The organism is Pseudomaricurvus albidus (assembly GCF_018863235.1).
GTDB classification, from domain to species: Bacteria; Pseudomonadota; Gammaproteobacteria; order Pseudomonadales; family Cellvibrionaceae; genus Pseudomaricurvus; species Pseudomaricurvus albidus.
Map to the genome: position 1 here is coordinate 431,391 of NZ_JAHKRS010000002.1, position 21,074 is coordinate 452,464.

The 21,074-nt window shown below is 49.5% G+C and carries 26 protein-coding genes; 23 read left to right on the plus strand and 3 right to left on the minus strand.

Annotated elements, in window-relative coordinates:
- Window positions 1-7 precede the first annotated feature (7 nt).
- The 7 genes from KOI40_RS05320 to KOI40_RS05345 all read left to right on the plus strand — a co-directional run bounded on the left by KOI40_RS05320 (window position 8) and on the right by KOI40_RS05345 (window position 7,683).
- The gene (locus tag KOI40_RS05320) at window positions 8-1,681 is read left to right on the plus strand and encodes a DEAD/DEAH box helicase (protein WP_216096417.1); all 1,674 of its coding nucleotides are present in this window, start codon (window positions 8-10) and stop codon (window positions 1,679-1,681) included.
- A gap of 163 nt (window positions 1,682-1,844) precedes the next feature.
- Window positions 1,845-2,039 (plus strand): DUF6511 domain-containing protein, encoded by a 195-nt coding sequence (locus KOI40_RS05325; RefSeq protein WP_078462520.1) that lies wholly within the window; start codon window positions 1,845-1,847, stop codon window positions 2,037-2,039.
- Window positions 2,039-2,800 carry a hypothetical protein gene (locus KOI40_RS05330; RefSeq protein WP_216096418.1) on the plus strand — a complete coding sequence of 254 codons (762 nt, stop codon included), beginning with the start codon at window positions 2,039-2,041 and terminating at the stop codon, window positions 2,798-2,800. Before KOI40_RS05325 ends, KOI40_RS05330 begins: the two co-directional genes overlap by 1 nt.
- Complete coding sequence (locus KOI40_RS05335; RefSeq protein WP_216096419.1) at window positions 2,797-5,022, plus strand: AAA family ATPase; 2,226 nt, start codon at window positions 2,797-2,799, stop codon at window positions 5,020-5,022. The genes KOI40_RS05330 and KOI40_RS05335 overlap by 4 nt, the downstream gene beginning before the upstream one ends.
- Entirely contained in the window at window positions 5,012-5,785 is a 774-nt protein-coding gene (locus KOI40_RS18355; protein ID WP_233710016.1) for a crossover junction endodeoxyribonuclease RuvC, read from the plus strand. Before KOI40_RS05335 ends, KOI40_RS18355 begins: the two co-directional genes overlap by 11 nt.
- The gene (locus KOI40_RS18835) at window positions 5,782-6,171 is read left to right on the plus strand and encodes a DUF6362 family protein (RefSeq protein ID WP_369413152.1); all 390 of its coding nucleotides are present in this window, start codon (window positions 5,782-5,784) and stop codon (window positions 6,169-6,171) included. The genes KOI40_RS18355 and KOI40_RS18835 overlap by 4 nt, the downstream gene beginning before the upstream one ends.
- A 246-nt stretch (window positions 6,172-6,417) precedes the next feature.
- Window positions 6,418-7,683 carry a site-specific DNA-methyltransferase gene (locus KOI40_RS05345; RefSeq protein WP_216096420.1) on the plus strand — a complete coding sequence of 422 codons (1,266 nt, stop codon included), beginning with the start codon at window positions 6,418-6,420 and terminating at the stop codon, window positions 7,681-7,683.
- On the opposite strand, the gene KOI40_RS05350 is transcribed toward KOI40_RS05345, so the two are convergent.
- Genes KOI40_RS05350 through KOI40_RS05360 form a run of 3 tightly spaced genes read right to left on the minus strand, consistent with a single transcriptional unit; the run spans window position 7,680 to window position 8,696 of the window.
- On the minus strand, window positions 7,680-8,021 hold the full coding sequence (locus KOI40_RS05350) for a hypothetical protein (protein WP_216096421.1): 342 nt from the start codon (window positions 8,019-8,021) through the stop codon (window positions 7,680-7,682). The genes KOI40_RS05345 and KOI40_RS05350 overlap by 4 nt on opposite strands.
- Window positions 8,018-8,473, minus strand: a complete 456-nt coding sequence (locus tag KOI40_RS05355) for a DUF3489 domain-containing protein (RefSeq protein ID WP_216096422.1) — start codon at window positions 8,471-8,473, stop codon at window positions 8,018-8,020. The genes KOI40_RS05350 and KOI40_RS05355 overlap by 4 nt, the downstream gene beginning before the upstream one ends.
- A 10-nt stretch (window positions 8,474-8,483) precedes the next feature.
- Entirely contained in the window at window positions 8,484-8,696 is a 213-nt protein-coding gene (locus KOI40_RS05360; protein ID WP_068642688.1) for a hypothetical protein, read from the minus strand.
- A gap of 106 nt (window positions 8,697-8,802) precedes the next feature.
- Between KOI40_RS05360 and KOI40_RS05365 the strand changes: the two genes are divergently transcribed.
- The 16 genes from KOI40_RS05365 to KOI40_RS05440 all read left to right on the plus strand — a co-directional run bounded on the left by KOI40_RS05365 (window position 8,803) and on the right by KOI40_RS05440 (window position 21,074).
- Window positions 8,803-9,345 carry an elements of external origin gene (locus KOI40_RS05365; RefSeq protein ID WP_078453312.1) on the plus strand — a complete coding sequence of 181 codons (543 nt, stop codon included), beginning with the start codon at window positions 8,803-8,805 and terminating at the stop codon, window positions 9,343-9,345.
- Complete coding sequence (locus tag KOI40_RS05370) at window positions 9,293-11,308, plus strand: phage terminase large subunit family protein (RefSeq protein ID WP_216096423.1); 2,016 nt, start codon at window positions 9,293-9,295, stop codon at window positions 11,306-11,308. Before KOI40_RS05365 ends, KOI40_RS05370 begins: the two co-directional genes overlap by 53 nt.
- Before the next feature lie 21 nt (window positions 11,309-11,329).
- Complete coding sequence (gpW, locus tag KOI40_RS05375; RefSeq protein WP_068642692.1) at window positions 11,330-11,557, plus strand: gpW family head-tail joining protein; 228 nt, start codon at window positions 11,330-11,332, stop codon at window positions 11,555-11,557.
- A 49-nt stretch (window positions 11,558-11,606) separates the two neighbouring features.
- Complete coding sequence (locus tag KOI40_RS05380) at window positions 11,607-13,118, plus strand: phage portal protein (protein ID WP_216096424.1); 1,512 nt, start codon at window positions 11,607-11,609, stop codon at window positions 13,116-13,118.
- A gap of 70 nt (window positions 13,119-13,188) precedes the next feature.
- The gene (locus KOI40_RS05385; RefSeq protein ID WP_216096425.1) at window positions 13,189-14,481 is read left to right on the plus strand and encodes a S49 family peptidase; all 1,293 of its coding nucleotides are present in this window, start codon (window positions 13,189-13,191) and stop codon (window positions 14,479-14,481) included.
- Window positions 14,478-14,861 carry a head decoration protein gene (locus KOI40_RS05390; protein ID WP_216096426.1) on the plus strand — a complete coding sequence of 128 codons (384 nt, stop codon included), beginning with the start codon at window positions 14,478-14,480 and terminating at the stop codon, window positions 14,859-14,861. The genes KOI40_RS05385 and KOI40_RS05390 overlap by 4 nt, the downstream gene beginning before the upstream one ends.
- Before the next feature lie 19 nt (window positions 14,862-14,880).
- Window positions 14,881-15,912, plus strand: a complete 1,032-nt coding sequence (locus tag KOI40_RS05395; protein WP_068642700.1) for a major capsid protein — start codon at window positions 14,881-14,883, stop codon at window positions 15,910-15,912.
- An 8-nt stretch (window positions 15,913-15,920) separates the two neighbouring features.
- Window positions 15,921-16,265: a hypothetical protein gene (locus tag KOI40_RS05400; protein WP_216096427.1), complete on the plus strand. Its 345-nt coding sequence runs from the start codon at window positions 15,921-15,923 to the stop codon at window positions 16,263-16,265.
- Complete coding sequence (locus KOI40_RS05405; protein WP_082907160.1) at window positions 16,255-16,578, plus strand: head-tail joining protein; 324 nt, start codon at window positions 16,255-16,257, stop codon at window positions 16,576-16,578. Before KOI40_RS05400 ends, KOI40_RS05405 begins: the two co-directional genes overlap by 11 nt.
- Before the next feature lie 14 nt (window positions 16,579-16,592).
- Window positions 16,593-17,126 carry a phage tail protein gene (locus KOI40_RS05410; protein WP_216096428.1) on the plus strand — a complete coding sequence of 178 codons (534 nt, stop codon included), beginning with the start codon at window positions 16,593-16,595 and terminating at the stop codon, window positions 17,124-17,126.
- Entirely contained in the window at window positions 17,126-17,629 is a 504-nt protein-coding gene (locus KOI40_RS05415; RefSeq protein WP_216096429.1) for a hypothetical protein, read from the plus strand. Before KOI40_RS05410 ends, KOI40_RS05415 begins: the two co-directional genes overlap by 1 nt.
- Window positions 17,613-18,194, plus strand: coding sequence for a phage baseplate assembly protein V (locus tag KOI40_RS05420; protein ID WP_216096430.1), 582 nt, complete (start codon window positions 17,613-17,615; stop codon window positions 18,192-18,194). The genes KOI40_RS05415 and KOI40_RS05420 overlap by 17 nt, the downstream gene beginning before the upstream one ends.
- A gap of 5 nt (window positions 18,195-18,199) precedes the next feature.
- Window positions 18,200-18,535, plus strand: coding sequence for a GPW/gp25 family protein (locus KOI40_RS05425; RefSeq protein ID WP_216096431.1), 336 nt, complete (start codon window positions 18,200-18,202; stop codon window positions 18,533-18,535).
- Window positions 18,536-18,581: 46 nt separating this feature from the next.
- Complete coding sequence (locus tag KOI40_RS05430) at window positions 18,582-19,478, plus strand: baseplate assembly protein (protein WP_216096432.1); 897 nt, start codon at window positions 18,582-18,584, stop codon at window positions 19,476-19,478.
- Window positions 19,471-20,106, plus strand: a complete 636-nt coding sequence (locus KOI40_RS05435; protein ID WP_216096433.1) for a phage tail protein I — start codon at window positions 19,471-19,473, stop codon at window positions 20,104-20,106. Before KOI40_RS05430 ends, KOI40_RS05435 begins: the two co-directional genes overlap by 8 nt.
- Window positions 20,106-21,074, plus strand: coding sequence for a phage tail-collar fiber domain-containing protein (locus tag KOI40_RS05440; RefSeq protein ID WP_216096434.1), 969 nt, complete (start codon window positions 20,106-20,108; stop codon window positions 21,072-21,074). Before KOI40_RS05435 ends, KOI40_RS05440 begins: the two co-directional genes overlap by 1 nt.

The window sequence follows — 21,074 nt, forward strand, 5'->3', positions numbered from 1 at the left end:
TCGACTCATGTTGTTACGACCTCGTCAAAAACTGTTTGTTGAGCGCAGTCTAACTGCGCTTGATAAACACCAAAACACTCTGGGGGTGGCGCCTACGGGCGCCGGTAAGACGATCATGTTGTCCGGCGTCACCGGCCAGTGGCTAGAAAATGAAGATGCCAAAGCTTGTGTGCTTGCTCACCGTGATGAGCTCACAACGCAAAATGCTGCCAAGTTTAGTCGTGTTAATCCGAGTATCTCGACTTCGATTTATGACGCAAAAGAAAAGTCGTGGAACGGTCAAACGACCTTCGCCATGGTACAAACCTTGGGGCGCGAATCGAACTTAAAGAAGATGCCCAAACTTGATCTCCTGGTTATCGATGAAGCGCATCATGCGGCGGCACCGACCTATCGTCGCATCATTGATAGCGTTCGTGATCGCAATCCTGATGTGGCAATTTTTGGTGTTACGGCTACTCCCAACCGGGGGGATAACAAAGCATTGCGCCCTGTATTCAGTAACGTGAGTGATCAAATCACCTTGGCTGAACTCATTCAATCAGGGCACTTGGTTCCACCCAGAACCTATGTAGTCGATGTGGGGACTCAAGGAGAGCTGTCACAAGTCAAACGTACTGCTGATGATTTCGACATGGCGGCTGTCGACGCGATTATGAACAAAGCGCCTATCACCGAAGCTGTGATTCGTCACTGGAAAGACAAGGCTCATGATCGTCCCACCGTAGTGTTTTGTTCGACCGTCCAGCACGCCAAGAATGTAGCGGAAGCCTTTTCAGCATCAGGTATCAGTGCGGAAGTTATTCATGGCGAATTATCAAGTGAGGCGAGAAAGGCAGCGCTTTCTCGCTTTGAATCCGGTGAGTCTCAGGTTGTTGTCAATGTTGCGGTGCTCACCGAAGGCTGGGATTTCCCTCCAACCAGTTGTGTTGTTCTACTACGGCCAAGTTCTTATAAGTCGACGCTAATTCAAATGATTGGGCGCGGTCTTCGAACCGTCGACCCCAACGAACATCCGGGCGTTGTGAAAAGTGATTGTGTGGTGCTCGACTTCGGCACAAGTACCATGCTTCACGGTTCATTAGAGCAGGATGTAAACCTGGATGGGCACGAGGGCCAAGGCGAAGCGCCACAAAAAGAATGTCCGGAATGCGGTGCGATGGTACCTGCAGCCGCGAAGGAGTGTTCTCTTTGCGGTCATGTTTGGGAACGAACAGTAAGCGATGGGAAAGTTGATCTCACGGACTTTGTGATGTCTGAAATTGATCTTCTTAAACGTTCATCCTTTCGTTGGTGCGATTTGTTTGGTGATGATGCCGCATTGATGGCGACTGGTTTCGAGGCGTGGGCAGGTGTGTTCTTTCTCGCAGGTCACTGGTTTGGAATGGGCGGTGGTAAAAAACTGCCTGCGAGATTACTCGCCATGGGTGAGCGAACGGTTTGCCTGGCCGCCGCTGATGACTGGCTAAACGAACATGAAACCGAAGATGCTGCCAGCAAATCCCGCAAGTGGTTAAACCAAGCTGCGACCGCTCAACAACTTCGATATCTACCTGCTGCGTATCGCCAGGACTTTGGTTTAACGCGCTATCAGGCTTCCTGCCTCTTGGCCTTTCAGTTTAACAAGCGTGATATCCAGTCTCGTATTTTCAACAAAGTCGAAGGCAAGGAGGCTGCTTAATGTGCATTACCGATGCTTTATTTGCCACAAACCGCCTCGAGGCTTTTGCTGGCTTGAACCAAACCGCAATCAATCCAGCGACAGTCGGCGCGCTAGCTTTAAACGTTTCTGCTCCAAGCAGTGCCAAGACATTCATTACCAGTTGCATCGGAAGGGAGTGGCCATGAACAGAACTGATTTAGAGCAAAAAGCCGCTGAGTCCGTCTTGGCCCCGCTTGCTGATTATGTAATGGCTGTAGGTATGGACAAAGGACTGGGCGATTACAGCAAAACAGAAATTGTTGGTTTGGTGGACACAGTGCTTGAGTCCTATCACCAGACTTTGCAAGAGCTGTACAAAGACGAGGTGCCTTTCTGATGTTGGATTTTAATCATCGACCAACCTTGTCGGAACAGATCAGTGAACGCATCGACGTAGCATTACAGCAAGAACAGCAGTCACAGGTACCGAGAAATTATCTTGGTGCTTCAAGACTTGGAGTGTCTTGCGATCGTGCTTTGCAGTTTGAGTTCACACATACACCTGTCGACGAAGGTAGAACATTTACTGGACGTACTCTTAGAATTTTTGCGGCGGGTCATGTCTTTGAAGAACTCGCTATCGATTGGTTGCGTAAAGCAGGCTTTGATTTGTATACGGAAACATCCACCGGTGGCCAGTTCGGTTTTTCTGCAGTGAATGGCCGTTTGCGTGGACACGTGGATGGCGTGCTTGCCGGAGGACCTGAATCAATTGGCGAAGGCTTTCCTGCTTTGTGGGAGTGTAAATCACTGAATGCAAAGTCATGGAAGGACACGGTCAAACGTGGTGTGACTCTTTCTAAACCGGTCTATGCGGCACAGATAGCGTTGTATCAGGCCTACATGGAAGAACAGATTCCTGGCATTGCTTCCAATCCCGCCTTGTTCACTGCCATCAATAAAGATACCGCCGAATTGTACTTCGAGTGGGTTCCTTTTAACGGTGAGTTGGCTCAGCGGGCATCCGATCGAGGTGTGCGTGTCATTCAGGCGACTGATGCAGGAGAACTTCTACCCAGAATCAGTAAAGACCCTGCCCATTACGAGTGTAAGTTTTGCTCTTGGCAGGATCGCTGTTGGCGAGGAGGTGCGCAATGAACAGCAGCACCGATAAAGTGATCTGGCTCGATTTTAACGACGCACCTGAGCAGGGTGAATCAACAAAACCCAAGCATGATGCCCGAGAGCTCAAACAACGATTAATCGATTCGTTAGATGCTGTCTTGACCTATCTGTTTCCTGCAGGAAAGCATCGAGGCAAGCAGTTCATTGTAGGCGATCTGGAAGGCAATCCCGGTAAAAGTTTAGTCGTTGAACTTGCAGGCTCTCGTGCAGGTATGTGGATGGATTTTGCTACCGGAGAAGGTGGTGACATCTTTGATGCCTGGGCACGTGTTAATGGTTTTGATACCGCCAGCCAATTTCCTGAGCTGGTGGATTCTGTCGCTCAATGGTTAGGCGTGTCTGTTGATCAATCAAGGCCATTGTCCGCGACTTATGAGAAAGCCAATAAGCCCACAATGCCTGCTCGACAGGTACCTACCGATGATCTAGGGCCAGCAACTGGAAAATGGGATTATCGTGATAGCCAAGGTCAGCTAATTGCCTGCGTATATCGATACGATACCGAGTCGGGCAAAGAGTTCAGACCGTGGGATGTGCGATCACGCTCAATGAAAGCACCGGATCCAAGACCGCTCTACAACCTGCCTCAAATCTTAAGCGCCAATCAAGTGGTACTGGTCGAAGGCGAAAAGGCTGCGGACGCACTCATTCGCTTAGGATTGGTGGCAACCACTGCCATGAATGGCGCTAATGCTCCAATAGCGAAAACGGATTGGTCGCCACTGAAAGATAAACACGTTTTAGTCTGGCCTGACAATGATGATGCGGGTTCTGAGTATGCCAGAAAAGCATCGGAAGCGATCGCATGCGGTGGTGCCGCTTCTGTGGCGGTTTTGCATATTCCGGGTGATAAATCCGTTAAGTGGGACGCCTATGATGCAGTCGATGAAGGCATGGATGTGTGGGCTTTCGTTCAGTCGGCACCGAGAACCATTGTTAAAGATGCCGAGCCGATACCGCTGCATTCATTGGGTGAGTTGTTAGCCGATACCTCGCCGATGCCAGACGATTTGATTGCACCGAGGGTCTTAACGCCCGGCGGCATGATTGTATTTGGTGGCGCGCCTAAGGTGGGGAAAAGTGATTTTCTGTTGTCTTGGTTAACACATATGGCGGCAGGCGAGCCCTTTCTTGAGCTCACGCCCTCAAGGCCATTGCGGGTGTTTTACCTGCAAGCCGAGGTTCAGTATCACTACTTGCGTGAGCGGATCCAGTCCATGGGTTTACCAGAAGCAGTAAGTCGCCAAGCTGCCAATAACCTTTTGGTCACACCTCAGCTTCGTTTAGTGCTCAATGATCAGGGTGTTGAGCAAGTGATTGAGGCACTGCAGCGGGCTGCGTCTCAAGGTGGTGTCGACATTCTGGTAATTGACCCTATTCGCAATGTGTTCGACGGTGGCCCTGAAGGCAATAGCGAAAACGACAACAACGCGATGTTGTTTTTCTTGCGTGAGCGAGTTGAGCAATTGCGTGATGCGGTCAATCCCGATGCGGGAATCATCCTTGCTCACCACACCAAGAAAATCAGTAAAAAACAGGTCGAGGAAGATCCATTTCTAGCCTTGTCAGGTGCAGGCAGTTTGCGTGGTTACTACACCACCGGCATGTTGCTGTATCGACCTGATGAAATGCTGACGGATCGCACTTTGGTGTTCGAGCTGCGCAATGGACCTGGTTTACCTGCCAAGCGGGTAGATAAAAGTCAGGGGCGTTGGATTGAATTGGATCCTCACAGTGATCGTTTGGTAAATCAAGACTATGGCGCCAAGCTCGATGCGGAGCGACAACGCAAGCGAGATGTCATTGTACAAATGATCTTTGATGAAGCGTCGCAAGGCCGAGTTTACACCTCGAATCAGTTTGCAGAATCGTTCGAAGGCCAAGCTGGACTCGGTGCGAACCGGACCATCAATGAGCGCATTGCTGTCCATGCCACAAAAGGCGATATCAAGTTCTTCCGTAATCCGGAGGACTACAACTTACCAGCGCTGACCCGAAGCAAGTACGGCTACCTCTGTGTTGAGGGTATGACGGTTCCCGCAGGGGAAACCATTGATACCGATACCGGTGAAGTCAAACAGTCTCACTTGTTGGTTAAACCCACCCATTACAAATGTGCTCAAACCGGTGCGGTGCTCCCCGTCGAGAATCCGGATGTTTGGGTGTACCAGGAGGAAATAAGCCATGAATCATGATCAAAATAAGGCCTCGAACATGACCGTTTGCAGTCTGCAATCTGAACCAGTTTGCTGCAATCTGCAAACTACCCGCAAACTGGACGTCAGCAATAACAAGGCATCCAGCCAGATTGCAGATTGCGGAGTCCAGATTGCGGATACCCCCTGCAAACTGAACGCAACCCCAGATAATTCAAGGGTTTCAGAGACAAATCCAGATTGCACGCAACCCCCCTCTCTCTACGAGAGAGGAGAGTCCCCTAAAGGGGAGGCTCTCCATCTCGGTGAGAAAGAGAGTATCAACCGAACATTACCTGTAGTGCTGTGCTTGGATTTGGGCACAATAACTGGATGGGCAATTCATTCCAAACAAGGCGTGATCACCAGCGGCACCATCAGTTTTAAAAATGATCGCTGGCAAGGTGGCGGTATGCGCTTTTTGAAGTTCAACCGTTTCTTGATTGAGCTAAACGAAAATGCTGGGCCTATCAGCATGGTGTTTTTTGAGGAGGTACGTCGCCATATGGGTGTTGATGCGGCTCACGCTTACGGTGGTTTTATGGCGCATCTGACTGCTTGGTGTGAGCAAAAAAATATTGCCTACGAGGGTGTTCCGGTTGGAACCATCAAGCGGCACGCAACTGGCAAAGGTAATGCAAATAAAACCATGATGATTGAGTCCGCAAAAGCGCGAGGCCACCTGCCAGCGGATGATAACGAAGCCGATGCATTGGCATTGGTTTATTGGGCTCTTGACCAACGAATAGGAGAGCAATCATGAATAACTTCACGCCAGAATACATTGCTCTCCGATTTGAGGAGTGTGTATCAACGCTGCGTAAATTGCCTGGTGAGCGAAGCTTGGGTTACGTGAGCTATTGGCCAGAGATCAGATACGATCGGAGAGAGCTCGCCAGACAAGAAGTTCAGCCGATTCGTTTACGTCCAACGCCAGACCAAATCACCCGCATGGAGGAAACGCTGTCATGGATAACGTATGTCAATCATGGTGAAAGAAATCTGATTTGGTTACGAGCCTATCGAACGCCATGGCGAGTGATCTCACGTGAGACTGGGTTTCCAAGAACGTCGGCACAGCGTTATTGGCAAGGGGCGTTAATAAAAATTGCGGAGCGGCTCGCGCAAGAGCAAAGACCTGCGTGCTAATGCCAAAACCCCCAGTGGGACAAAACCCGGTTTTTAGGCGAGAATACTTGCTAATCTCACGAGTGAACTGCACACAAGCCACGGCTACCACACCGTGGCTTTGCTATTTCTGGCCCCGGAAAAAAATGGGTCCTTCCTGGCCATCGAATCGATGCGGGTCGCAAGGCCGCCGCATTTCGCTAGCGACAGCCCGTTAAACCGGGTTCGCAGGTTCGCAGTTCGCACTGCAATTTCCAAGGTAATCTAATGCAACTTAACACTGTCGAATCGGTGGAGCACTGGTCGCTTCAACGACTCATTCCCTATGCCAAAAATGCGAGGACGCATGACGATACACAGGTATCGCAAATAGCGGGTTCGATAGCAGAGTTTGGCTTTGTGAATCCGATTTTGGTCGGTGATGACAACGTCATTATCGCAGGCCATGGTCGCTTGATGGCGGCCCAGCAACTTGGTTTAGACACCGTCCCAGTGATTGTTTTACATCACTTGACCGAAGCACAACGTCGCGCATTGGTGATCGCAGATAACAAGATTGCTGAAAACGCTGGATGGAATGATGAGCTTCTCAAGCTAGAACTTGAAGAACTCGGCGATCTGGGTTTTGACCTTGATCTCATTGGCTTCTCTGAAGAGGAGCTGGATGAGCTTTTGGGTAACGACGAACAGTCTGGTGAAAGCGATGAGGATGAAATTCCCGAGGTGGAAGATGAGCCTGTAAGCCGACATGGTGATGTGTGGGTTTTGGGTGACCATCGATTGTTATGTGGGGATTCGACTAGCAAACAGGATTTAGAAAAATTAATGAGCGGTGAGCTTGCCGATATGGCGTTCACCGATCCACCTTATAACGTTGATTACGGCAACAACGCTAAAGACAAAATGCGCGGTAAAGATCGGCGCATTATGAATGACAATCTGGGTGATGATTTTTATAAGTTTCTTAAAGATGCGCTCACGAATCTTTTGAGTGTGACTAAAGGAGCGTGCTACATCGCTATGTCGTCCAGTGAATTAGACACGCTTCAAAAAGCATTTCGGGATGCAGGCGGCAAGTGGTCGACATTTATCGTATGGGCTAAGAACACCTTTACGCTCGGTCGATCCGATTATCAGCGTCAGTATGAACCGATTTTGTATGGTTGGCGCGAAGGCAACGACCACTTTTGGTGTGGGGCTCGTGATCAGGGAGACGTTTGGTTTTTTAACAAACCCGTTAAAAATGATTTGCACCCAACAATGAAACCGGTGGAGTTAGTTGAGCGTGCGCTTCGCAATTCCAGTAAGAGCCGAGACATTGTGCTCGATCTTTTTGGTGGATCTGGAAGCACATTGATTGCTTGTGAAAAAACAGGTCGCGCAGCACGCTTGATCGAACTGGATCCCAAGTATGTGGATGTCATCGTCAGGCGCTGGCAGGACTACTCTGGCGAGCAGGCTATCCGTGAAAGTGATGAGCTTTCCTTTGATGAGGTTGCCCTATCAATGCAAACAGAATCGGTTGCGAATTAAAGCTTAATGGTGTGCCATTCGCTTTGTTTAAATAGGTACAGGTATTCGGCATCACATGCTTTGGCCAGTGCAAATAGCTCTGACTCGCTTCGAGTGGTTCTTGGCTGGGTTTGCTCCCAGGCATCGCCACGATCTCGGTGGTAAGCACAGACTGTTTCTCCCTGTACGTAGGAAATGTCGCCCAGCGCAATCAGGCTTTCGGCGTGGGACTCACTATTGTGATATTGCCGAAGCGTTGGCCCAACACCATTACCTGAATCATAGCCATCGTGATGGCAATAAATTGATTGGTAATTGATATCGTCTTTAGACATCGCAATAAAGCAGCGGGTGCTCATTGGTCACCTCCTTGCACGCGATATCGGCGTTGTTGGCCATCATCTTTGTATGAGGTGATCGTCATGCCCAATCGTTTTTTAACTGTGTTTGAAAAGACACCTCGAACGGTGTGCTTTTGCCAGCCAGTTTCAGTACAAATTTCTTCAATGCTGGCGCCTTCTGGGCGCTGCATTAGTGCAATCATACGTGACTGTTTAGTGCCTTCTCGCAGGGTGATGGTTTTGTTGGTTCCTGATTTTGAAGGTGCTTCTAAGCCTATGGCGTCAAAGCCATTTTCATTGATGGTGTAGCTATCGCCATTTTGGGTAATGAGCTCCCGAGTTAGAAGCCCTTGGATGACTCTGGGTTTAATGCCTGCATTGATATTGCTTGGTAGCGGCTCGAGGTTTCCATCTGGCCGCTTACTCGCGGCTTGTAAAATGGCGGCTTGGGTATCAGTTAATTTGCTCATAGTGCGCTCCTTATTCGGCATGTTCGCCTTCTTTAAAGGCTGAATCGGTAATTTGTTTGAGGAGTTCGGCGTAGTGCCCCAGATCGCCCACGTGCCCCCAGTTGATTTCGTCGGGGTGAGCGTTGAAGTGGTCATCGCTGAGTGCCTGAAGGCGCTCAAGCGCGTTATCAATTTCGGCTTTTCGGGCTAAAAAAGCGTCTAATGCGTTTTGTTTGTGGGCCATTTTGTTGTCTCCAAATGCTGTTCTGTTAAGCACATGAACGCTTCATTCAGCGGCCTTATCAACTCATTTCTGCTTATTAACTCGATTAAAAACAACAGGTTAAAACATGGGTGTATCACTGCGGGCTTATGCCAAACATCGAGGGGTATCTGATACTGCAGTGCGGAAAGCGATTAAGTCTGGCCGTATCCAAGCGGAATCTGATGGCACGATTGATATCGATAAAGTCGACAAGCAATGGGATCGCAACACGGATCGCGCCCAGCAACGCAAATCATCGGGTGCAACCAAAGCAGTCCCAAAAGCGGCACTGGACGCGGTCGCAGATACCCTAAGTGAAAGTGGCAATACCGGTGGTGGCACTACCTATATGCAAGCCAGAACTGCCAATGAAGTGCTGAAGGCACAAACTAATCGAATCAAATTACAGCAGCTTAAAAAAGAGTTGGTCGATCGTGCCAAGGCGATAGCGCATGTCTTTCGGATGGCTCGATCTGAGCGAGATGCTTGGCTAAGTTGGCCAGCAAGGGTTTCGGCTCAAATGGCTGCAGAGTTGGAGGTTGACCCGCACAAGATGCATGTCATGTTGGAGTCCTATGTCAGACAGCACCTATCCGAGCTTAGCGACATCCAGCCCAAGGTCGATTGATTCTGAGTTTTATGAAGGCGCTCTAGAGTTAGAAAAAGCTTGGAAAGAAGGCATCAAGCCTGATCCGATGCTGCTTGTTTCTCAATGGGCTGATGAGTATCGGGTACTTTCGCCAAAGTCTGCTGCGGAGCCTGGCCGATGGCGAACTCAGCGAACGCCATATCTACAAGAAATAATGGATTGCTTGTCCGTTTCGTCTCCGGTCCAGCGCGTTGTATTTATGAAAGGTGCTCAGGTTGGAGGCACCGAAGCCGGTAACAATTGGATTGGCTATGTTATTCATATGGCACCCGGTCCGATGATGGCTGTTTCTCCAACCGTTGAGATGGCCAAACGTAATTCACGCCAGCGTATTGATCCGCAACTTGAAGATGTGCCGGAGCTCCGGGCGCGTGTTGCCCCAGCGCGAAGCAGAGATTCAGGTAACACGGTGCTCTCAAAAGAGTTTCCGGGCGGCGTACTGGTTATGACAGGTGCGAATAGCGCGGTTGGTCTGCGCTCTATGCCTGCGCGTTATCTGTTTATGGATGAGGTAGATGGTTATCCGGGAGACGTTGAAGGTGAAGGCGATCCCATTTTGCTGGCAGAACGCCGAAGTGCGACGTTTGCGCGCCGACGAAAAATACTGCTTGTGAGCACGCCGACCATTAAAAGCACATCGCGTATCCAGCGAGAATTTGAAAGCTCAGATCAACGCTATTTCTATGTGCCTTGCCCTTCTTGCGGACATGCTCAACCTTTGAGGTTTTCGCAATTACGATGGGAAGAAGGTAAACCAGAAACAGCGCAGTATTGCTGTGAGTCCTGTGAAGCTCTGATTGCTGAGCATCAAAAGACAGAGATGTTGAACCAAGGATTTTGGCAAGCCACTGCCGAGGGCGATGGTTATACACAAGGCTATCACTTGTCTTCGCTATACAGCCCTGTAGGTTGGTTTTCTTGGGAAGATGCCGCACGTGTGTTTGAAAGTGCACAACAAAATCCGGATTTGATGAAAGGCTTTGTGAATACGGTTCTTGGCGAATCTTACGAAGAAGAGTTTGAGGCGCCTGAGTGGGAACGCTTATACGAGCGTCGAGAATCGTATAGCGTAGGAGTAGTGCCGGAGGGTGGCTTGTTCCTGACTGCGGGGGTCGATGTTCAGCGGGATAGATTGGAATGCGAGGTTGTTGCTTGGGGGCGCAATAAAGAATCTTGGTCAGTTGACTATTTGGTGTTGGACGGTGATACCGCACAACCTGAAGTCTGGAAAAAACTGGATAAGGTTCTTTCAAAAGACTGGCCGCACGCACTGGGTTCGACCTTACCAATACGAGTTATGTGCGTCGATTCAGGTTATGCCACACAAGATGTGTATGGCTGGGTGCGTCAGTATCCTCAGGCAGTATGGGGTGGCGCTGGTGCGAGAGCATCACAGCCGAGAACTGTCGTCGCCATTAAGGGGCGCGATACTGAAACCGCACTAATCCTCAATGTGTCAAAAGCCGATACCGGTGGCAAACGTCGGGGATTGAGAGTTTGGAATGTCAGTGGTCCGGTTGCCAAAGTAGAGCTTTATCGCTGGTTGAAGCTGCCGAGGCTTACTGATGAAGAGCTTGCTACAGGTGAAAGTTTCGCACCGGGTACCTGCCACTTTCCCCAGTATGGTGAGGAGTACTTTAAACAACTGACCGCTGAGCGCCGCATTATTCGAATGCACAAAGGGTTTCCAAAAGCGACTTGGGAAAAAGATCCGGCTCGAAATAACGAAGCATTGGACTGCCGAGTTTATGCGCGTGCTGCAGCGAGCATATATGGGTTGGACAGGTTTAAAGAGGTGCAGTGGAAGCGTTTTGATAATGCACTGGGCGAAACAAAGCAAAGCCCAGCAGTTGAGCATGAGACTGCCCAGCCAACGAAGCTAAAAGCCATTAACTCTTTTCGTCAACGAGCCTCTGTTGTGGCAGATGACCCTTATCTTTAACGAGGGTAGGAAAATAAAACCATGAGTGATTTATCCACATTGCGTCAGCGTTTAGTTGAGGCAGAAAGTGCGCTTCACCGGTTGATGATCGGTGAGCTAGAAGTGACCGTGTCAGTGGGTGGATACGGAGCAACGACATATGCGCAATCAGATATCAACAAACTCAATGCGTATATCGCGAAACTCAAAACAGAGATCGCTGCAAAGGAGCGACGCCCGAGGCGCGGACCTTTATTCATGCGATTTTAAAACTAGAAAAACCTGAGTTACCCAAATAACTCGAGCTAATTGAGGCGCTATGAGCAATCAAATGATCTTAGGGCCTGATGGCTTGCCGCTTGCCGCAGATACGGCCCATAGAGGCGCGTCACTTTCGGCACGAGAGTTATCCAGCTGGCGTCCCATGGCTGGATCGCCAGATGCAGACTTGCTTGATGAACTGTCCACACTGGTTTCACGCTCTCGCGATTTAGCGAGAAACCATGGTGTCGCCGCTGGGGCAATCCAAACGCTAGTGGACAATGTCGTAGGTACTGGCCTGCGCCTATCGGCATTACCTGACTACAAAGCGCTGGGCAAAGATAAAGACTGGGCCGACAGCTGGTCGAGAAAGACGGAGGCTTTGTGGCGCAGCTGGGCTGAAACGACAGATTGTGATGCGTCGAGAAATCTTACCTTTAACGGGTTGACCACGCAGATGTTTCGCTCTGGTCTTATCAATGGCGAAGCACTTGCCTTGCCTCTTTGGCTTCCACAACGAAACCAGACTTTCGCAACGACGATTCAATTAGTCGAGTCAGATCGTTTAGGGAATCCGAATGACCGGCTAAATGACAGAAAAATACGCGGAGGCATCGAGGTCGATGTTTATGGTGCTCCCTTAGCCTACTGGATAGCGAAAACTCATCCGGGCGATCAGTTGCTTGGTGTTGCTAGTCATAGTCAGGAGTTTGAACGAATTCCTGCAAGGACACGATTTGGTCGACAACGCGTTATCCATGTACACGACAAAGAGCGTACCGGGCAGAATCGAGGAAAACCGATTTTTACCAGCATCATGCCGCTTTTTAAGATGCTCGACCATTACGAGCGCTCCGAAATGCAGGCGGCAGTTGTGAATGCCATGATCGCTGCATTTATTGAAACCCCTTTAGATGGTGAGTCAATCAGCGAAATGTTTGGTGGTTCCGCAGAGGACTACATGGCTGCTCGTAATGAGTGGCAAGTTAAGCTTCAAGGTGGTGCTGTCATTCCAATATTTCCGGGAGATAAAGTGGCGCCATTCACACCGAGTCGTCCGAACTCGGCTTACAGCAGTTTTGTTGAAAATATCCTGAGGCATATTGGAACGGGTTTAAATTTGCCCTTCGAATTGCTGATGAAGGATTTCTCAAAAACGAATTATTCGTCAGCTCGTGCAGCACTCATGGAAGCTTGGCGGTATTTCATCGGCCGACGTCATTGGCTGGCAACTTATTGGGCGAAGCCCGTTTACGAGCTATGGCTTGAGGAAGCAATCAACAAAGGCTTGATCGAAGCACCAGGCTTTTACCAAAACAAAGCTTTGTGGTGTCGATGTAAATGGATTGGTCCTGGTCGGGGTTGGATCGACCCTGTTAAAGAAGCCAAAGCATCAAAAATTCGCTTGGAAACCGGCCTTTCGACGCTGGAAGATGAATGCGCTACCCAAGGTTTAGATTGGGAAGAAGTGCTCGAGCAACGAGCAAGGGAACAAGCCAAGATGCGAGAGCTGGGTTTAAACACGGAGACGTCTCAATACGTTTCTCCAACTGCAGAGGATAGTCAATGACAAAATTGCAGGATAGAAATTTTGCACAGCCGAAGGCTGCCCGTCAGGGTGCGGCACAGGGAGGTGCTGCATGAAGTTTTGGAATCATGCAGCCGGTGAACCCTGGGCCATTACCGAGACTGCTCTTAATAACATATTAACGATTGCTTCACGCCAAAACGAATCTATCGAGGCGGTTTCTGCGAAGCTTGGGCGGGAGTTAGATAATACTTATGTTACCGAGGTTCGAGACGGAGTCGCTGTTATTCCAGTTGTTGGCCCGCTGTTTCGATATGCAAACTTGTTCACCGCGATCAGTGGTGCTTCGAGCTATGAGGTTATGGCTAAGGATTTTAATTCAGCCCTAGAAAATCCCGATGTGCATAGCGTTGTTTTAGATATCGACTCGCCGGGAGGCGAAGTCAATGGCTGTGCTGAATTTGCCAACATGATCTATGAGTCGAGAGGTACGAAACCCATCATCGCTTATGCATCGGGTGATGCTGCGTCGGGTGCTTACTGGATAGCCTCAGCCTGCGATCAAATCATTGCTTCTGAAACTTCATTACTCGGCTCCATTGGCGTTGTCGCTGTGTATCGAGACAGTAACGACCAGAATGTACTTGAAATTGTGTCATCACAAAGCCCATACAAGCGCTTAGATCCGAACAGCGATGACGGTAAATCCCGGCTCCAATCTCGTATTGATGACTTGGCATCAGTCTTTATTGATTCGATAGCGAAACATCGTGGTGTGGATCCACCCACCGTTTTAAAAGAGTTTGGTGGTGGTGATGTCTTTGTCGGCAAAAACGCCATCCGTTCAGGGCTCGCCGACGATGTAGGAAGTCTTGAAAACATTATTCAACAGCAAATCAACAACCAGAACCCCGCCAAGTCGCGGGGTTCTTCTTTTCTAGCACTTGAGGACAGCATGATGACTGACAAAACCCGCAAGACTGAGGATGCTGAGAGCCATACCCTCAGTCTGGAAACATTAAAAGCAAACTACCCGCAATTGGTAGAAGCCATTCAAAGCGAAACCGTTGCTTCAACCCAACAACAGGCTGCACAGCAAGGCATTCAGCAGGAACGTGAGCGTATTGGCGCGATTGTCTCATCGGAGGCGGCTAAAGGCAGAGAGCAATTGGCTCAGCACTTAGCATTCTCTACGGACATGACGGTCGATATGGCCTTGGCCACGCTGAACGCGTCACCGGTCAAAACCGAGGCGCCTTCTACGGCGACGAATACGGGTTTTGAGCAAGTCATGGCAACGGTTAACAACCCTGCGATCGAACCTGATGCTCCTGAACAAGAAAGAGATGATGCAGAAGCAGTCGCCAAGCGCATCGCCCAATTTTCAAATGGAGGCGCCGTATGAATTTGCCCGGAATAGCTGAAGGATTTACGGACCAAGGAAGTCTGACTCACGATAGCCTCATCGCCGGTGAGTTTCCTCGTATCGCGCGTGTCGTCACTATCACCGGTGGAGCAACATTGCCTGCAGGATCAGTGCTCGGCCGAGTAGCGGCATCAGGTGCTTATGCCCTGAGTGACGCTGGTGAAAATGATGGATCAGAAGAGCCGGATGCAATTTTGGCTCACGATACTGATGCGTCATTGGGTGATGTTCAGGCTCACGTTTACCTTGCCGGTGAGTTTAATGCAGATGCATTGACGATCGGTCCCGGACATTCACCCGCATCGGTCTCGATTGCCTTTCGAGAGCGATCAATTTTTCTTCGCAACAATCAAGCTTAACTAGCAATAGGATTCTTTCATGGATATTTTTTCTACTCACGTGCTCAATCGTGTGGTTGAGCATTTGGATCGTCCAGCATCCTTTTTGCTGGATACCTTCTTCGCATCAATTCAAACAGAAGACAGTGAAGAAATTCATTTTGATATTGATAAATCAAAACCCCGTCTGGTGCCTTTTGTTTCGCCTTTGGTTGAAGGCAAAGTGGTTGCCACTGAAGGGTTTGAAACGCGTAGCTTTAAACCGGCCTATGTAAAAGATAAACGTCGCTTTGATCCTAATGCTCCGTTGAAGCGCCAAATTGGCGAAACCATTGGCGGTAATTTGAAGGCGATGGATCGTCGCGAAGCGGCGTTGAATCGCTCGCTGACTAATCAGGTTGAAAACCTCACTCGCCGAGAGGAGGTTATGGCAGCTGAGGCGTTAAGAACGGGCAAGATTACTGTAACAGGCGAAGACTACCCAACGCAGGTGATCGATTTTCAGCGTGACCCAGCTTTGACACAAGCACTAACAGGCGCGACTCGCTGGGGAGAAACCGGCGTTAAAGTACTCGATGATATTGAGGACTGGGCGGGTCTGGTACAGATTAAATCTGGTGCTGCAGCCCGAACGGTTGTCATGGACCCTTTAGCTTGGCGTGTCTTCAAGGCCGATCCGAAGGTGGAGCGACTATTAGAACTGCGCCGAGGCACATCAAACACTTTGGTCATCGATCCTATCTTACGAGGCCAGGCTAACGATAAAGCGCGATACGTTGGTTCGGTGGGTGACTTTGATTTCTGGGTCTACAACGACTCCTACGTTGACGATGCTGGTGTAGCTCGCAATATGCTGCCTGAGTACACGGTACTGTTGGCCAGTCAGGGATTGCTCGAAGGCACACGTTGTTACGGGGTGATTCAGGATGAAAAAGCTAACTATCGCGCCAGCCGATACTTTACTAAGTCGTGGCTGGAAGAAGACCCTGCGGTACGTTGGCTCTTGATGCAATCCGCACCGTTGATTGTGCCTTACCGTCCTAATGCTACCTTCTGTGCAACTGTTCGATAGGTGCCCCCATGAAGATAACAACAACTGTTACCTTGCGCACCGGTGAACCCGGTGCCTATGAATTTGTTTATCCAGGGGAGTCTATCAATCTAAGTCGTGAAGAAGCGGAGACACTCATTCAGCGAGGCTTCGCGGCCGATGATAAAGCCTGCTCCTCTAAGGATGAAACGGGCAAGGCGCATCACCTGGTTGATGCAATCTTAGATGCGATTGATGACCTCAAGCCTAATGATTTTGGTAAAGATGGTAAGCCAGCAGTAAAAGCGATCGAGGACATCATTGGTCAAAGCATCAGTGCTTCTGATCGCGATAAAGCTTGGGATGAATATCAAGCGCTGACCAATGATGGATAGTCAGTCTCGATTTCGACGAGCCATTGATAGTCAATTTAATCACCTAGGCAGAGATGCCACTTATACCCAATCAAACAGCCAGTCTCTGTCGGTAAGAGTTATTGCTCGCCGCCCCGAGCAGCTGTTTGAGTTGGGAGATGGTCATATGCATGCCGAACAACCACAACTGGAATTTCGTGTGTCTGAAGTAAGCTCACCCAGTCGAGGTGATGAAATTGAAATTGATGGACGGGTTTATCGAATAGAAGCCGAACCGCGCTTGGATCTTCATCAACTGGTTTGGGTGGCTCCAGCATTACCCATTTATGACTAAGTCAGGAGGCGTTCATGCTGGCAGTTAATATTGTAACAACGCCAGACTTGGCGTCATGGCAGCTAGCGCTAACGGCGACCGAGCAGCAGGTGAATACCGCAGCAGTGCGCGCTTTGAATAAAACCGCTCGCTGGGCAAGGTCACACCTTGCAAGTATCACGGCGAAAAAATCCAATGTAAAAGTTGGGTTGGTGAGAAACAGTTTATCTGTGGTTCGCGCCAGACCATCCAAACCCTCGATTGTTGTGGGGCTGAACCAAAAGGCTGGTGTGATTAAAGCGCACAAGTTGGGATCAGCGCGTCAGAATGCTTCTGGCGTCAGGGTTGCTAAGCGCCAATTTGATCATGCGTTTCTCGCGCAAATGCCAAATGGGCACCAAGGTGTATTTCGTCGGCGCTCGAAGTCTCGGTTACCCATTCAAGAGGTTCAAATTGTCATCACCGGACGATTGCGTGATGAGATGGAATCGCTATCCGAGCGGGGCTTGATGGATAACTTCGAGCGTATCTTTGAACGAGAGCTCAATTATTTATTACGGGTAGCATGATGGATAAGGTTAAAACGCTATTCGATGCACTACAGGAAGGCTTTGCTGACATAGCTGGCGTTGCTCACTGCAGTGCGTTTCCAAAAAGACGAGATGATATTCGACTTCCGGCTGTGTTGATTGATCTCGTAGAAATTGAGCCCGGCCGTGATCCTGGTACCGGTGAACTTGCGTTAACCACTCACTGGGAGGCGCGAATACTATTTTCAGATCAGGAGCCGCAATGGCATGGTTGGGCTTTAGTACAGCAAGCGATGTCTTGGCTTTATAACCATCATTGGTCGGAAATAAACATTGGCCGCGCCAATATAAAACAAGCGACGCCTGATCATTTTTCGCCTGAACTACAAGGACATTCGATCTGGCTTTTGGAGTGGACGCATGCGGTTCGTGTTGGTGACAACCTCTGGAATGGCGAGGATGCAATTCCGTCGATAATCAATGTCGGCTGGGGTGATGGTTCCTACAGTGATTTTGGAGCAGCAGATGAACCTAGCATTTGAGGTTACTGAGCTACATCGTCGACTTGCAAACATGGTGTTACTAGCAAAGGTTATCGAGGCTGACTATAGCGGCTCAATCCCCAAGGTGAAGGTTGTTGTGGGTGAGATTACTAGTGCATGGTTGCCCATGATGGTGAACCGAGCGGGAAATGATCGAAGCTGGTGGCCGCTGGAAATTGGTGAGCAAGTTGTTGTGTTATCGCCCAGCGGTGAACTAACGCAAGGCGTGGTTCTTGGATCGATCAATCAGCAAAGCATACCAGCTAACGGCAATTCAACAGACAACCATCGCATAACTTACAGTGATGGTGCAGTGATCGAATACGATCGTAAAGCACACCACTTAAAAGCGGTGTTACCCAGTGGCGCACGCACCCAATTAATTTCAGAGGGCGGTGTGGAAATTGTTGGTGATGTTTTGGTGAAGGGAAATATTACTGCCACTCAAGATATCAAAGACCATACTCGCTCAATGCAGGCAGACCGGGATATCTATAACGCACACACGCATAGCGGTATTAAATCTGGTCCCGGCTCAACAGCACCACCCAACCAATCACAGTAAATCTTATGAATGGCATGAATCGAAGCACTGGGCACTCACTGTCTGGTGTAGATCACTTACGCCAGTCGATTGTGGATATCTTAACGACGCCGATTGGTTCAAGAGTTATGCGTCGTGACTATGGCTCACGTTTGTATGACTTAGTTGACGCACCTGTTAATCGAGCGCTCCTTGTGGAGATTTACTCTGCGGTCGCTGAATCTTTGCTGCGGTGGGAGCCACGCTTTGAACTTACCCGTGTGCAGGTCGAATCGATATCGCCGGGCAAAATACAGCTGGCCGTTGAAGGAAACTACCTTCCTGAGAATCAGAAAATGCGCTTGGAGGGGCTGATGTTATGACGTATAGGACATACAAATTTCGCGGGAGCCATGGAGGGCAAGAGCGATGAGTGGATTCAGTGCGATTGATTTAGCAGAACTTGCATCGCCAGACATTATTGAGCCATTAAGCTTTGAGCAAATTCTGCAAGAGATGCTAGATGACTTAATCAGACGAGACGCTTCTTTTAACGCATTTTTAGAAAGTGATCCCGTTTACAAAATATTAGAAGTGGCTGCATACAGAGAGATGCTGATCAGAGCGAGAATTAACGACTCTGCTCATGGCGTCATGCTGGCCTATGCAATCGGCTCGGACCTCGACAACTTAGCGGCTTTTTTCGGCGTGACACGCCAATTGATCAGTCCAGGCGATCCAGATGCGATACCGCCGGTTAAGCCAACTTATGAGAGCGATGACCGACTTAGAAAACGTGTCCAACTCAGTTTAGAAGGACATAGTACGGCTGGTCCAATAGGCAGTTATGTTTACCATGCTCTTGCGGCAAGCCCCCAGGTAAAAGATGTGGATGTCGACAGTCCATCTCCCGGAAAGGTCGATGTCACAGTGCTGTCCACGCAAGGCAAAGGCGTGCCCTCAAATGCGCTGCTGGATGAGGTTTTTCAGACTTTAAACGCTGACGAAGTTCGGCCTTTGACAGACGAGCTAACAGTCAAAGCCTGCCGAATCATAAACTATGACGTGCATGCAAAACTGTATTTATACGAAGGCCCCGATGCAGAAGTCGTGAAAGAAGCCTCGGTGAGTGCAGTGAATGATTATGTTCGCAACCATCACCTGCTCGGTAACGACATCACTTTATCTGGGCTATACGCTGCATTGCATCAGCCAGGTGTACAGCGTGTTGAGCTCATCACGCCGACACAGACTATTCAGGTGGCCAATCAAGAAGCGGCGTGGTGTCGATCGATTGAGGTGGCACTGGGAGGCGTGGATGAATGAGACTCTATTGCCTTTCAACGCAACGCAAACTGAGCAAGATCTTTCGCTGGTAATACTGCGAAGCAGCAATTTGCCAGTCAATATCAACCATTTATGGGATCCGTTTCGCTGCCCTGAAAACTTACTGCCTTGGCTAGCATGGTCGCTGTCCGTCGACAATTGGAATAGCACATGGCCAACGCCGGTAAAGCGACAACAAATCGCCAATAGCATCGAAATTCATCGCCGCAAAGGCACTGTGTCAGCGGTGAAAAAAGCGATGGCCGTGTTCGGTGTTCAAGTTGAGTTAAGCGAATGGTTCGAGACAAAAAGCACACCGCATACTTTCTCGGTGATGGCTTGGGCTGGCGACAACTTCCGTGACGATCACGAACCGGTGTTGACCGAAGCCTATTACGATGCATTAAAGCGAGCGATTGATTACTCCAAGCCAGTCCGAAGTCATTACGATTTTAAAGTTGGTGTTTTGTTTGGTGGCGATTTTGGTATTGGCGTAGTTCAACAATCCCTCGCAATAAAACGGGTAGATGGCGAGTTCATTTACCTGGGAGCCGGACTAGATGGTGATCTCAATATTGGAGGCGTTAATCAAGGCCATTCGGTTACTAGAATTAGTATGGAGCTGTAATGAGTTCAGCATTTAAACCCGTTATTACACAAGCAGGCATCACAGCCGTGTTTAACGCGACAAACTCGGGGCTCGAAGCCAACATCGTATCGGTTGCTTTGGGTGATCTGGGTTGGGAACCGTCTGCGAGTGCGACAAAGTTAAAGCGGGAAAAGCGCCGTGTTCCTGTTGGCAATGGTGATCAGATATCACCTAACCAAATCCACATAACGGCGATTGAGGATGGTACTCAAGCTGGATATTGGGTGCGAGAAGTTGGCTTCTACCTGGAAGATGGAACGCTATTGGCGATTTGGAGTCATCCAACTCAACCGCTTGCGTATAAAGCGCCGGGTGTCGATTTACTATTAGCCTTTGATATTGTGCTAAGCGCGTTACCAGCCAACAGTATTAATGTGATCGGTAATGGAACGGTAAACCTTGCACCGGCCACCACGACCAAGCTAGGTGTGGTTCGATTTTCAACGGACAGTGAAGCAACCGCTGGTAGCATCAATAACGAAGTTGTCACGCCACGCGGTGTGCGGTTACATGGAGACGCTCGGTATGCTCGAAAATCTCACCAGCACCCTTGGAGTGAGATCGATGGAAAACCGTCAGCTTTTCCACCTTCATCGCACCGGCATACCTGGTCTCAGATTGATAGCAAGCCGAAGACGTATCCACCCTCGTCGCACAATCATGACGACCGCTATTTGCGTTTAGTTAATGCACCCAGAGCAGTCTATGTCGATGTGAGGTCTACGGGGAATACCTCAACCGCCAGTACGGCGCTTAATTGGGCATTGGCGATTCATCCCAGCAGCGGTTTTAGAGATAACGACCACATTCAGGTTCGCTATAAAAATCGCTATGTGCGAGGTACAGGAAATGGCAGTGCCTGGTGGACCGATGAATACACAACCACATTTGTTAGAGCAGGCGCATGGCGAGCGATTGCCACAAGCACCAATGGTTTTTGGGGGTAA